This window comes from Hyunsoonleella pacifica, from assembly GCF_004310335.1.
GTDB classification, from domain to species: domain Bacteria; phylum Bacteroidota; class Bacteroidia; order Flavobacteriales; family Flavobacteriaceae; genus Jejuia; species Jejuia pacifica.
The window spans coordinates 402,968-418,381 of the sequence record NZ_SIRS01000001.1 but is presented as its reverse complement, the minus strand read 5'-3'; the positions used below and the strand labels follow the sequence as shown (position 1 = coordinate 418,381).

General features: G+C 31.9%; 7 protein-coding genes. All 7 read right to left on the bottom strand.

Features of this window, described 5'->3' with window-relative positions; all coding sequences use genetic code 11:
- Nucleotides 1-91: 91 nt before the first annotated feature.
- Nucleotides 92-4,144, bottom strand: a complete 4,053-nt coding sequence (locus EYD46_RS01560; protein WP_130935295.1) for a hybrid sensor histidine kinase/response regulator transcription factor — start codon at nt 4,142-4,144, stop codon at nt 92-94.
- A 209-nt stretch (nt 4,145-4,353) separates the two neighbouring features.
- Nucleotides 4,354-5,394, bottom strand: coding sequence for a GntR family transcriptional regulator (locus EYD46_RS01555; RefSeq protein ID WP_130935294.1), 1,041 nt, complete (start codon nt 5,392-5,394; stop codon nt 4,354-4,356).
- Nucleotides 5,395-5,508: 114 nt separating this feature from the next.
- Entirely contained in the window at nt 5,509-6,966 is a 1,458-nt protein-coding gene (locus tag EYD46_RS01550; protein ID WP_130935293.1) for a sulfatase, read from the bottom strand.
- 10 nt (nt 6,967-6,976) lie between these two features.
- Nucleotides 6,977-8,470, bottom strand: a complete 1,494-nt coding sequence (locus EYD46_RS01545; RefSeq protein WP_130935292.1) for a sulfatase family protein — start codon at nt 8,468-8,470, stop codon at nt 6,977-6,979.
- A 19-nt stretch (nt 8,471-8,489) separates the two neighbouring features.
- Nucleotides 8,490-9,455: a family 43 glycosylhydrolase gene (locus tag EYD46_RS01540; protein WP_130935291.1), complete on the bottom strand. Its 966-nt coding sequence runs from the start codon at nt 9,453-9,455 to the stop codon at nt 8,490-8,492.
- A gap of 4 nt (nt 9,456-9,459) precedes the next feature.
- Nucleotides 9,460-12,219, bottom strand: a complete 2,760-nt coding sequence (locus EYD46_RS01535) for a family 78 glycoside hydrolase catalytic domain (protein ID WP_130935655.1) — start codon at nt 12,217-12,219, stop codon at nt 9,460-9,462.
- A 15-nt stretch (nt 12,220-12,234) separates the two neighbouring features.
- A complete protein-coding gene (locus EYD46_RS01530; RefSeq protein ID WP_130935290.1) occupies nt 12,235-15,024 on the bottom strand; it encodes a glycoside hydrolase family 78 protein in 2,790 nt (929 codons plus the stop codon).
- Nucleotides 15,025-15,414 lie beyond the last annotated feature (390 nt).

Below are 15,414 nucleotides of genomic sequence, written 5' to 3'. Positions count from 1 at the left end.
GTGCCATACTATATGGTATATAAAACTAGAACCATTTGATTAAAAAGGCTTAATACACAAATTTGTAATCCTAAATATAAAAATGCTTTAATTAGTCAACACTCTTGATTTTTTTTAAAAATTCTGATGGTGTCATTCCATATTTTTTCAGGAAACATTGGCTAAAATATTTTGGTCTTTTAAACCCTACCTCATAAGAAACCTCAGATATATTAAGTTTATTCAGCTCTAATAATTTAGCTGCACGGTTTAACCTTACTTCTTGAATAAAATCATTAGGAGTAGAATTTGTCCAAGCTTTTATTTTTGTAAAAAGCATAGATCGACTTACTCCCAATTCCTCTGAAAAATGAGCGACATTAAAATCCTGATTTGATATGTTATCCTTTACAATTTTAAAAGCCTTTTTTAATAATTGTTCATCAAGTGATGTTAAGGATACATCTACTGAAGAAAAATTTTCATTAGAAGCAAACTTATCTTTGAGCCGTTGTTTAGATTCTAGTAAATTATGAATTTTAAGACTGAATTCTTTTAAATTAAAAGGCTTACTAATATAATCGTCTGCACCACTTTCTAACCCTTCAAATTTATAAATCAATGAAGATCTAGATGTTAAAAGAATAACTGGTATATGGCTTGTTGCCAAGGTTGTCTTTATTTTAGAGCAAAGTTCAGTCCCTACCATCTTTGGCATTATCACATCACTAATAATTAAATCAGGTAAATACTTTAAAGCTTTTTCAAACGCTACTTTTCCATTTTCTGCTTGAATAACGTTATAGTTTGTCCTCAATATTTCCTTAATAAATGATCTTAGTACAGCATTATCTTCAACAACAAGAATAGTATATTTTTTATTTTCCAAAAGTAAATCCTCAGGAGCACTTGGTAGTTTTAAATCCTTTACATTAATTTGTGAAACATATTGAGATACATCATCACTCATTTTAAAATTCTCCAGTATCTCATTTTCTGATAAATGCGCCTTTCCTAATTTTAATTTTACGGTAAAAATTGAGCCATTTGGTTTTAAATTATTGGCAAATATCTCACCGTGGTGTAACTTAACTATATTACTTGCTATGGATAAACCAATTCCCGTTCCTTTTCTATACTCCTCTTCTGTATCATTGGTTATTGGTATTTCAAAAAAACGATCAAAAATCTTATCTAAATATTCCTCTGGAATACCATCCCCTGAGTCTTTTACCTCGACTACAAGATTATGTTCTTCCTTGTAAATATTTACACTAATGTCTTCTCCTTTATTTGTGTATTTAAAAGCGTTTGATATTAAATTATAGAAAACCCTTTCTAATTTATATCTATCGTAGTAAACAAGAATTTCATCATCTGTGCTATAAAACTCATAATTATATTTACCATTTTTAGCATGTTCTGTAAAAGACAAGAAGATTTCTTGTAAAAATTTAACAATATTTCCCTCTGCTGCGGATAGTTTTAATTGATTACTTTCCAATTTCCTAAAATCCATTAATCTATTTATGAGCCTTAACAACCTATTTGCATTACTTTCTACAACTTTAAGTTGTTTGTAAGTTGTGTTAGATCCTGAATAATTCTCTAAAATATTTTGAATTGGACCTAAAATTAAGGTTAAAGGTGTTTTAAATTCATGAGAAATATTTGTAAAGAACTGAAGTTTAGTCTTATTTAATTCAATATTTCTCGTTTTTTCCAGAGACTCTAATTCTAGTCTATTTTTTAGTCTTGATTTGGATTGAAGCATCCAAGTAATACCATATAGAATACCAAAAGCAAACAGAAAATAAATCGTATATGCCCACCAGGTTTTCCAAGGCGCAGGATGCACCACAATTGTAAGATTAGTAATTCGTCTTCCCCAAATATTATCATGATTAGCTGCTCTTACTTGAAAAGTATACTCACCTGCGTCTTGGAGTGTAAAAAATGCTTCCGTTTGCTTTGTAAATGTCCAAGAATCATCTAAACCTTTTAAACGATATGCATACTTATTCTTTTTTGAATTGATATAATTTGGCAAGGCATAAGTTATAGAAAAATTAGAATTACTATAATCTAACTCTAACTTATCTGTATAATTTAAACTTTTAGATAATACCCCATCATTTCCTTCTATTTCTACTACTTCATTTTTAATTTTTAATTCAGACAAAACTACTTGGGGTACATCTTTAGTTCTAATAATTTTTTTTTGATTAAAAGTGGTAACTCCATATAAGTCTCCAAAATAAAACTGATTTTCAATTTTTAAAGCTGAATTTTCTGTAAAATTATTATTAACTCTCGTAAAGTTATCGTTGTAAGAAGAACTTTTATTTGTATTGGAATTGTATTTTATAATTCCCTTATCTGTACTTAACCATAAAACTCCTTTTTCTCCCTCTAATATTGAATTTACTGTAGAAAACTTATTTCTAGTAACAAATGTTATCGATTTTGTTCTTCCTTCTTCAATGCTATATAATCCCCTTGTTTTAGTTCCTGCCCAAATTACTCCGTTAGAATCTTTTAATACTGCATTAACTTTATATGTGGTTAGTGGTTTATCTTTAAAGTAATTTTTTATATCAGCTACTCCTTTCTCGTTAATTTTTATTGTTGAAGCTCCTCCAGTGCCTCCAATTAGTATCTCATCATTTTCGTCTATAAAAATGCTTTTCACAATATTTGTTGCTATTCTGTTTCTAGCAAATATTCTTAATTTTTTTGTTTCACAGCTATAACGAAGAAGGCCTTGACCTAAAGTTCCTATAAGTAAATTATTTTTTGAGTCTTTTTTTATATCTAATACAATAGAATTTTCTAATAAACTTTGTAACTCTTTTGTGATAAGGTCTTTACGAATTTCTTTTGATTCTACATCAAAAACAATGACTCCTTTATTTTGTGTACCAATAAATAATAAGTTATCTGGTGTGTTAAAAAATAATGACTTTATAGGGTACTTAATATTTTTTTCTGAACTCTGGATTTTAAATATTTCAGAAACGTTGCCCTTTTTATTTATTATGTTTATTACTCCTTCTTCTGTTGCAAAGTAAATATTGCCTTTTTTATCTGACACAATACTATTTGTAATATTGTTGGATAAATTATTATTGCTAAAGTGTAAAAAATTTTGGTATGATTTATCCCAAGTAATAATTCCTCCATTTTGAGTACCTAACCAAATAAAACCATTTTTGTCTTTGTAAATACTCTTAATAAAATTTTGAATTGTACCATAATTTTCAACATTATTTTCTTTAATATGTATAGTCTCTTTTTCTGGAGTAATTATAAAAATCCCACTAGTAGTAGCTAACCATAAATTTTTATCATTATCTAACTCAAGATCTCTTACATCTAGGTTGGGTATATCAATTTCTTTTGAGCGTGTAAACTTTTCGGTTTTGATATCAAAGTAAAAGTATCCGTTATATCGAGTTCCTACTCCAATAATTCCTGGGGATACTTCTAAAATACTATTTACAGTAAAATCTATATTTTTAGTATCAATCGTGTATTTTTTAATAACAAACTTTTTATTTTCATCTCTATCTACTTTTACAATACCATTACTAGTAGCTAGCCAAATTCTATGTTCATTATCGCGATAAATATCATGTATAGATATTATTCCTTTTTTAAAGTCTCCTTGTAAAAAACGTTTAAACCTATCTTTCTTATGGTCATAAATAGACACTCCATTTCCAGTTCCAAACCAAATACTACCATTAGGCATCTCTAAACTACATAAGATTAAACTATTGCTTAAAGAAAATTTATTTGTAGCTCTTCTATAATACCTTCTAAACGTGTTAGTTTTTGGATTAAACTTATTTAAGCCGTTAAAAGTACCCGCCCAAACATTACCTTGTTTATCCACAAGAACATCATATATTTCACTATTACTTATACTATACCTATCTCTAGAAATGTTTCTGTAGACCTTAAATTCTTGTCCGTTATACTTATTTAAACCATTGCTTGTTCCAAACCACAACTGACCGAATTTATCTTGTGCTATAGATGAAACAGTATTATTGGACAGACCTTCTGATATATTTATAGTCCTAAAATTATATTTATCAAACTGGGCAAATAATACGCTAATATGAACCAAGAAAAATAAAGAAAACAACCTAAAATTCATTGGGTATAGTTTGATTATGAAGTGAATAGTTAAATTTTACATTTAAATGAGAAAGCAATATAAAAACATACTCCCTTTTTGGCTACTAATAAATGTTAAATTCATCTATCAAAAATAATTAATATAGGCATTTTATGTTGTTATAAACAAAAAAAGGAAGTCTTTAGCCCAGACCTCCTTTAACTTATATAACGACAAATCTATTTTGTTTAAACAGAACCTCTATCCATAAAATAGAAAGGTGCCTTCACTTTTTCTTTTTTATTTTCAGTAATCATTTTTGCTGTCTGTATCCCCATATCATTAAAATCAATAGAAATAACAGTAATTCCTAGTATTTGTTTTAAGGGAGCATCATTATAAGATATAACACCGATATCTCTGCCTAATGTAAAATTACTTTCTTTAATTTGGTGCATCACACGTACCAAATCATCATCTTCTATAGTAATGTATAAGGTCTTCTTTTCTAATACACATTCATTAGAAATCTCTTCAATTATTTCAAAATCAAAATTATAATTAGCACAATATTTCCTGAAACCATTTAAAATCTCTCTAGGATATGGATAAAATGATGTTTTTGGATAAACAAGTGTAAGCTTATTATATTTATCTATTTTCTCTTTGCCTTTTTCAAGCGCCGTAAATATGTCATTTTCAAAATCTTGAAATACTTCTATAAAATCTCCTTCTATTTGATGACTATTACTATCCAATAGAACTAAACTTTCTTTTGGTATCTCATTTATTGCTTCGCTCACTTTACTAGTAAAATTTGTGTAAGACAAATTTTCTGTTCTAAAGTGTGGTACAATTACATAATAATCATAATCGTTCTTATACTTTGTCATTAATTCCAAAAACAGTGTTTCATCGCAATGATAGCTATGTAAATCAACATGACATGTATCTCCCATTTCTTTTAAAAATGAGTTATAAATCATCATTTTGTATGGACTCAATTTATTAACAAAAAATAAAACATTCAGTTTTGAAATTAACTCTGTATTAGCAATGTAAGTTCCTTTACCTTGTACAGAAACTATAATTTTACGTTTTCTTAAAACTCTATAGGCTCGTTCAACTGTATCTCGAGACAAATAAAACTCTTGACTTAATTTATTTATTGAAGGTACTTTATCTCCAATTTTGGCATTGCCATTAGAAATATTGTAGACTATAGAATTTATAATCTGCAAATATTTGGGCACCATAGAATTTGCATCTAATTTTATATGGTCTATCATAGCTTAGTTTTTTATTTCTAGGTATAAAAATATTAAGCCTGATTAAACTAAAAATCTCAAATAGGGTAACTAAAAATTTTTTAACATAATTACAGTCCTCTTTCTTAATGTATACTAGCCTTTTCTGGGAATATCATTCTGCAAAAAAGGTTTTGCATCCCTAGGAAATTGAGACTCTAAAAGAGCCTTCATTCGTTTTTCAACATTCTTGTAAGCTTCATTTCCTGATAGATTAACAAAAGATAACAAACTATTCTTGTGTTCATACAGCTCTGCTCCTAATATTTCGTGCGTAACAGAATCTCGCCATTCTGTGTACCTCCATTTACCATCGGTTGCCGTACAACCCATAATATTTTTACCTCGTGCAAACACACTAGTTGCTACTTTATCCCACTTTTTCTTCGGTTTATCTAAAACAGGTACTAAACTTTTACCATCAGATTTTGGATTTTCTAAATCACATATTTCTGTTAGTGTAGAAAATATATCTACATTTTCTACCAATGCATTAGATACCTTACCTGCATTTCTCTTTTTATAATTCCCTTCTCTACTTATAATTAATGGTACGCGAACATCGATTTCTACATTGGAATGTTTACACCAAGCACCATACTCTCCTATTTTATAACCATGATCACTCATAAAAACTACCATGGTATTTTTATGTAAATCTAAATCCTCCAAAGTTTGCATTACTTTACCAACTTGCGCATCCATATAACTTACACAAGCGTGATACCCATGAATTAAGGTTCTTGTAATATCATCGTTTAATGGATCTTCTTTTGGTATACCATGATACCCTTTTAATTCTCCCCATTTACTTAAAGCCAAACGATACATCCCTTCTGGTTTTTCTTTCGAAGGTATTTCAAATTTACTCTTATCATGCATGTCCCAGTATTTTTTGGGCGCAATGAAAGGTAAGTGCGGTTTTGTTAAGCCTACAAATAGTAGGAATTTATCATTTTTAACTTCATGTAACACCTCTATAGCCTCATTGGCAATTTGTCCATCTACATAGGCTTCATCGGCTACATCAGCATCTTCATAAGCGGGACCTTTTAATGGTTTTTTGCCTTGGGCTTTTAATGTTTCTATAGCGGCTAAACTTTCTGATTTTAAATACCTTTTTGAAGGTTTTTTGTAAAGATGCGTCCAACTTTCTTTATCATCTACATTATGATGATACACTTTACCTGTACTAATGGTTTTATAACCATTTTGTTTGAATAGTTGAGGCAATGTAACTACATCTTTATGCACCTTACGTAATGGGGTAAAAATGCTATAAATCCCTAAAGTTTCTGGTCGTAAACCTGTTAATGTACTCATTCTAGAAGGAGCACAAATGGCTTCTTGTGTATAAGCTTTGTTAAACATAACACCTTCAGAAGCTAGTTTATCTATGTTTGGTGTTATAGCGGTTTTACTGCCGTAACATCCAAGTTCTGCTCTTAAATCGTCTATGTAGAACACTAAGATATTAGGTGTTTCTTTTTTTTGAGAATATATATTGCTAACACTAGCAATTGTAAAGCAACATAATAGTATTATTTTTTTCATTTAATTTTTTTTACTGAACTGGTTTTGGTGATTGTACAATACCCTTACCTTCTTCAAATTCCCAATGAGGAACAGCCGGCTTTTTCTTATCAAATGTGTAATTGTATTTTTTGAGATAATAATCTCTTGGTTTAAACTCATCTTTTATTTGAGCTAATTTCTCATTCAATTTATTATCTAATTGTGTTTGAATTGTTTTGAACTCAGGTTTACCTAACAAGTTGTTCATTTGAAATGGATCTGTAACATTATCAAAAAACATACTTGCGCCATCAGGTGTTCTTGCATAGGTATATTGCTTGGTTCTTATGGCACGATATGGTGGATTATTATAACTTCCTGCAAATGGAGCAACACTCATTACTAATGCTGCCCTATCTGTATTAGAATCAGGATTCTTTATCAGTGTTGTTAAATTTTCTCCTTCTATATCTTCTGGGATTTCTATATTGGACAACCCTAATAACGAAGGCAAAATATCAGGCGTGTTTATAGGCGCATTTACAACCGCTCCTTTTTGTTTATCTATTCCCGGATAACTAATTAAAAACGGGACCCTAATAGATTCATCCCATGCCAGCTGTTTCTGAAAAGGTCTAACATCATGTGCTCCCATCATTTCTCCATGGTCGGCCGAAAATACAACGATAGTATTATTTAATAAGTCAAGCTCTTTCAATTTATCTAAAACGGTTCCGATGGCTTCATCGGTTGCGGTTGCATGTGCATAGTATCCTTGCAATTCTTCACGACTTCTATCTTTAAACTTCTCAGCAACATTTGGGTTTAAGGTTAAAGATTCTGGTGGATACATATCCTTATACTTCTTAGGCGCATTATGGTGCGGAAAATGCGGTGTTGCAATTGAAATGAATGCTAAAAACGGTTTGTCGTCCTTGGCATTTTCAGTTATATAATTATTGGCATCTTTAACAATTGCGAATGGTGAATACTCATTCCAGTATTTTATCTCAGGATTATCATTATCATAATATGGCATTTTGGTGTAATTATGCGAGCACTCTAGAGCCTTCCAATAGTCAAAACCTTGGCGTCTTTCTTTTGGAGTGTAATTTAATCGTCCATGACCATCTAAATGCCATTTGCCCCAATAAGCAGTGTTATAACCTGCTTCTTTATAAATTTCTGCCATTGTTAACTCTTCAGGTGGCAAATACAAGTCATTAACAAACATACCTGTTGTTGTTGGAAACTTACCTGTTAATAATGCAGCTCTGTGCGGTGTACAAACTGGCATTACAGATACGGCATTTGTAAAATTAACCGACTCTTTAGCAAATGCATCTAAATTTGGTGTTTTTACATCTACGTTTCCTGCATATCCTAAAGCAGACCCTCTCCATTGATCGGTTAAAATGTATACAATATTGGGCTTCTTAGTTTTTAAATCTGTAGTTTCTTTTACTTGTTTTCCAGTGTCTTTACAACCTACTATTAGTAGTATTACTAAATAAATTTTACTAAAGTCTAGTACTCTTTTCATCTTTCTAATTTGATACTTTTTATTGTACTTGTTTTACGCCTTCTTTTGTAGCATATATTTCTTTTATTGTACCATCTTTATTATAGTACAAATACTCTATAGCCGTGTTTCTTCTAAATTTTGACCCCTCATTCCATCCTTGCCAATGGTAAAAGAAATAATCTTGTCCTTTATAATCGATGATAGAGTGATGATCTTGTCTTTGTTTAGGGTTTAAACCTCCTTTGTATTCAAACGGACCATAAGGATTGTCTCCCATTGCATAAAAACCGCCTAAACCAGCATTGTATGAGAAATAGTAAATTCCATTTCGTTTGTGCATATAACTGGCTTCAAAAAAGTTTTTATAACCATAATCAATTGTTCTTGGCTTTTCTGCCAACTCCAATAAATTATCTTTTAACAAAGCCATTTTTGGCTCTCTAACACCCCAGTACAAATACGTTTTCCCATCATCATCTGTAAAAACGCAAGGATCTAACCATTGTCCTTCAACACCTTTTATCCAACCGATGTCTTTAAATGGTCCTTGAGGTACATCACTAACTGCTACTCCACAACGCATATCGTCTTTTGAACCTTTTACAGAATGCGGATACAATAAATAGTACTTGTTATTTTTATAAATGGCTGTTGGCGCCCACATCCATCCTTTTGCTCCCCAAGGGATATTCTTAGAATGTAATACCTCGCCATGGTCTGTCCAATTTACCATATCTGTTGATGAAAAAGCGCGATATCCATCCATAGAATTATAATTAACCGCATCTTCTGCATCACGAGAAGTATACATCCATACTTTCCCGTCTTCCCAAACATGGGCAGACGGATCAGCAGTTCGAATATGACGAATTACAGGATTGTTCTCCTGTTTTTGTACTGATACTTCAAGTTTTTCAGCCTGTTTCTCTTTTGTTTGGTTTTTCTGATTTTTACAACTTACCAAAGTAATCACAAAAAAAAGAAGTGAAATTTTAAATTTCATCAAATTAAAGTTGAGACGTGAATTTATAATCTCCAGGTTGAACTAACAATTCAAAACCAGATGCTGAACTATTAAGTAGCTCTGCTCTATTATCTCCTTTAAATGCTTCTCCATTTAACACCAAATCTTTTGCTGTATTAGCAGGAATAGTAACTTTTGCCGTTGTATTTGGAGGAACTACTACATGTAATTCAAATTTACTTCCTTTTATTTCCCAAGAAGAAACTACTTTTCCGTAAGGCGTATTTAAACTAGCTGCCGCAGATGTTAATGGTTCTTTTGGTACAGGCGCTATTCTAATGGTTTTATAACCCGCCTCTAAAGGCGCTATTCCTGCAATACGCTCATACATCCATTCGCCAATGGCACCATAAGCGTAATGGTTTAAGCTATTCATGTTTTGCGGATTGAAACCATCTTTTTTGCTATAACTATTCCAACGTTCCCAGATAGTGGTTGCTCCTTGATTTATAGAATAAAACCAAGACGGATACGTTTCATTAAATAGAATTTTATACATCAAATCTATTTCTCCTGTACTGTCTAAAACTTCTGATAATAATGGGGTTCCTAAAAACCCAGTTCGTAAATGATTATCAGCTTCTGCTATTTTTTCTAATAGATGTTGTTTAGCATTTGCTTTATGCTCTTCAGAAAGTAAACCAAAAGCTAAAGCCAATAAATAAGAGGTTTGTGTTTCTGCAACACCTTTTACTTTTCCGTTTTCAAAAAACTTATTCTCAAAAGCATTTGCAACAGTTTTGTAAATCGCGTTGTATTTTTCAAACGCTTCGGTTTTACCTAAAGCTTTCGCTGTTTTTGCTGTTAAGTTTGCAGAATGTGCAAAAAATGCAGTTCCTATTAAGCTTTTAGAGGTATCTCCTCTATTATCTCCATTTTCAGGAAGCGGTTGCAACCAGTCTGCAAAAAAGCCCATCTTAGAAATGTAATTTTTAGTAACACTTTCATGGTATTTTACCCAACCTTTCATGGTTTCAAAATTCTCTTCTAAGATTTTTTTATCACCTATTCTTAAGTAAATCTTCCAAGGAATAATGGTACATGCATCTCCCCAACCTGCACTTACTTTATTATTAAATAACACATCTGGCACTACCCATGGCACAGCTCCATTATCATATTGCGACTCGCCAACACTTTGCATCCAACTTGCCCAAAATTTATATACATCGGCATTAAACATAGATGCTGGTGCAAATACCTGTGCATCTGCTGTCCATCCCATACGTTCATCACGTTGCGGACAATCGGTTGGGATATCAAAAAAGTTACCTCTTAACCCCCAAACAATGTTACTTTGCAACTGATTTAACTTTTCGTGAGATGATGTAAATGTTCCGTTTTCTTCAAAATCTGAATATTGCACTAATCCTGTTACCCAATCTTTTGATGGAGTTTTTGAAGTGTCATATCCACTTAATTCTACATACTGAAATCCGTGAAATGTAAATTTTGGCATCCATTCTATAACACCATCTTTTGAAGCTGTATAGTAATTTGTTGACTGCGCACTTCTATAATTTTCGATATAAAACGTACCATCTGGAGATAACTTTTCAGCAAATCGAATTTTTAGCGTTTGCCCTTTTTTCATAGGTACTTTAAGTAACGGCACACCTACCATATTTTGTTGAAAATCAAAAACAGCTACGCCACCTTTTTCTACAACTTCTTGTGTTGCTAATTCAATTTTAGTTTTAACAGTGGTATGTCTTTTTGGCTCTAAACGGATGTCATTCGTTACAGGAAACGTATTTATAGACTCCCATGTTTTATCATCAAAATTATTTGTAGTCCAATTTGGCATTTCTAAATTGGCATCATAGGTTTCTCCATCGTAAATCTCTGATATTCTAGTTGGTCCGTTTGTTGTACCTTTCCAAGTATCATCAGATAAAATCATTTCTGTAGAACCATCTTTCATCGTTAATTCTAATTGAAATATCATTTTAGGCGTTTCTGTATCAACCCACAACTCTTTTTTCCAACCTAAACGTCCTGAATGCCATCCTGCAGCAAGCTCAACACCTATGGTATTTTGTCCAGATTCTATTAAATCGGTAACATCGTAGGTAATTGTTTCAATACGTTCTTTATAAGGCGTATATCCGGGAGGCATTACATCATCACTAACATCTTCTCCATTTATAGACACATCAAATACTCCTTTTGCTGTAATATATAATCTTGCTGATGCTACATCATTAGACAATTCGAAACCTTTTCTTAAGTATTGTGGTCTGTGAATGATATTTTCTTGACTTCCTAAAAGCTTTTCTTTTTTGGTATCTAAGCCAATCCACTTTGCCTTCCAATCGCTATTGCTTAACAAGCCCAATTCAAAATGATTTACAGTACTCCATTGAGAGACGTCTTCATCTTGATTCCAATATTTTACCTGCCAGTATACTTTTTGGCGAGACTCTAGAGGTTTACCCTCGTATTTTACCCAAACAGATTGGTCAGTCATTTGCTTTCCAGAATCCCATAAATCTGCATTATCAGGTAATAAATCTGGGGTACTAGCCACTACTATTTGATATGCTGATTGACTTAAAACGCCTTCTAAAACTGGCAATTGCCATGAAAAACTAGGTGTTTTATCATAAAACCCTAACGGATTTTCAAACCCTTCTGAAATGGTTAATTTTTGAGCTTCTGCTATAGTTACCTGTTCTTTACATGCCGTAAAGCTCAAAAACACACAAGCAAACAAAGCACATCCAAAATATTTTAAGTTCATTTTTTTTAACATGATTTAAAGTTTAGTTTGAAAGTTATAAGTTCCTGGTTCTGCTAAAATTATTACTGAATTATCATCAGAACTCATTAATTTTAAATTTGAATTCTCTGTAAAAATACTTCCATTTTCTAATAAATTATCTTTATTTCCATAAGGAATATGCACTTCTGCAGATGTGCCAGGTGGAATAACAACATCAAGTTTAAAAGAATCATTCTCAATTTTCCAAGATGATGACGCTTTTCCATAAGGTGTTTTTACACTTGCTGAAGCTGACGTTAAAAACTCGGTATTTGGTAAAGGTGCAATTCTAATTTTCTGATATCCTGGTGCTAACGATGCTAAACCTGCGATACGCTCGTACATCCATTGCCCAATAGCTCCGTATGCATAATGATTTAGACTATTCATACTTTGTGAATTGTAACCACCTTCTTTACTAAAGCTGTTCCAACGTTCCCACATAGTGGTTGCCCCTTGGTTTATAGAATAAAACCAAGATGGATAGGTTTCTTTAAACAAAATTTTATACATCAAATCGATTTCTCCCATATCATCTAAAACCTTTGGTAGAATAGGTGTTCCTAAAAATCCTGTTCCTAAATGATAATCGGCATTCTTAATTTCTTCAAGCAAGTGATTTTGTGCTTTTAGTTTGGTTTCTGGTTGAAATAATTCTAAATATATACCTAGTAAATAACTTGTTTGCGTTTGTCTTTCTTGTTTAAACTTTCCGTTTTCATCAAAAAATTCATTTTCAAAAGCGTTGGCAACAGCTTTGTATAAAGCTGCATATTTTTTTTCATCGTCTGTTTTACCTAAAACACCAGCAATTTTAGATATTAAATGTGCGGAATGCGCAAAATAAGCGGTGTTAATCAACTCTTTTGGTGTATCTCCTCTATTTCCCTTTTTTAAACTTTTAGAAGGATATGGCTGCAACCAATCTCCAAAAGAATGCATTATCGGGATATAAGGTTTTTTTCTAACTTTAGATTGGTAGTATCCAACCCATTTTTTTGCAGATTCATAACTATCTTCGAGTACAGTAACATCTCCTGTGATGTTATAAATATCCCAAGGAACAATAACGCAGGCATCGCCCCAACCAGAACCACCGTTTTTGTTTTGCAGTACATCGGGCACTATAAAAGGCACTAAACCATTTTTGTGTTCAGACTGATTTTCTCTTAAACTTTGCAACCAAGCCGTCCAAAAAGCGTGAGTACTATAATTGAACAATGCTGTTGGTGCAATTACTTGTGCATCTCCTGTCCAACCCAAGCGTTCGTCACGTTGCGGACAGTCTGTAGGCACATCAAAAAAGTTATCTCGTAACCCCCAAGTAATATTACTTTGTAATTGATTTAACTTATCGTGAGATGATGTAAACGTTCCGTTTTTCTCAAAATTGGAATGTTGTACTATACCTTGCACCCAAGAAGCTTCTGGTTTCGCATTTTTATCGTAACCACTTAATTCTAAAAATTGAAATCCGTGAAACGTAAATTTTGGAACATATTCTACAACACCATCTTTAGCTGCTACGTAATAATCTGTTGACTTTGCAGAACGGTAGTTTTTAGTATAAAAGGTATTGTCTTTCAGCAACATTTCAGAAAAACGTATTTTTAAAGTATCTCCTTTTTTCATGGGTACTTTTACTCTTGGCACACCTACCATATTTTGTTTCATATTAAAAACCGATGTATTTTCTTTAACCGAAACAATTTCTACATCGTTTAAAACGATTTGATTTTTTACGATATGATGTCTTTTTTGAGCTAGTTTAACATCCTTAGCAATTGCCTCAACTTCAACCGATTTCCAGTTAGAGTCGTCAAAAGCAGCAGTGTTCCAATTTGGTATTTCAAAATTTGCATCATATACTTCGCCATCGTAAACACTTGCTAAACGTATTGGTCCGTTGGTTGTTCCTCTCCAAGATTCATCAGAAACAATGGTTTGTTTTGATCCATCTTTCAGCACAACTTCTAACTGACATAGAATTTTTGGTGATGCAAAATTTTCATATAACGCTCTACCTCTACTAATTCTTCCTGAATGCCATCCTGAAGCTAACTCAACCGCTAAAGCGTTTTTACCTGCTTGTAAAAGTTCAGTAACATCATAAGTCAATGTTTCTATACGATGATTATATGGTGTCCAACCCGGAGTCATAACATCATCACTAACATCTTTTCCATTTAAATGCACATCAAAAACACCTTTTGCTGTAATATATAGTCTTGCTGAAACAACATCAGAAGCTAACTCAAAACCTTTTCTTAAATATTGTGGCCTGTGCATTAAAAATTTACGAACGCCTTTAATGCTATCTTTTGCAGTATCTAATCCTGTCCATTGGGCTTGCCAATCGGAATTATTTAATAGTCCCAACTCAAAATAATTGGTTTCGCTCCAATCTGAAGCCTTTTCATCTTGGTTCCAATACCTTACTTGCCAATATACTTTTTGTCTTGATTTTAATGCTTTTCCTTGATACTTTACAAAAGTAGATTGCGTACTTTTTTGCTTTTTAGAATCCCATAAATCAGCATTATCTGGTAATAGTTCTTTTGATGATGCTACAACTATTTGATAAGCAGATTGCGATTTAATTTGTTCTGAAACAGGTAGTTTCCATGAAAACGTTGGTTTTGCATTATAAAATCCTGTTGGATTTTTAAAGCCTTCGGAAAGTGTAAGTTCCTGTGGTTTTTCTACTATTTCTTGAGCACAAGATAGAATTGTAACTAGAAAAACAACAACGCAAAAATTAAAAAGAATAGATTTTTGTATCATGTAGTAGTAATTTATTTAAGATAGTTTGGTTAATTTGTAATTATGCAATTACTTCAATTTTTCAAACAAAAGTATCCTGCTGTATCTCGATTTTATAAGTTTTTTTAACTTACTTCAATAGAACAAGAAATTTCTGTGGCATTTTCTGGAAAAGATATTAGTAACAGCAGTACTCCATGCCTGGAACTTGATTAAAACCTTATTCTTATTTCATCCTTTTATCATGCATTCAGGCTTTTAGTTATGTTAAAAACATGCTAACAAAAAACCAGAAAGTTAAACTTTCTGGTTTTTTTATTTTTATATCTATTATGTTGTGGATTCTAAATAAGAATCAATTAAAAAATAATTATCTATTATTAGCTTGATTTATTACTTTCAACATAACAA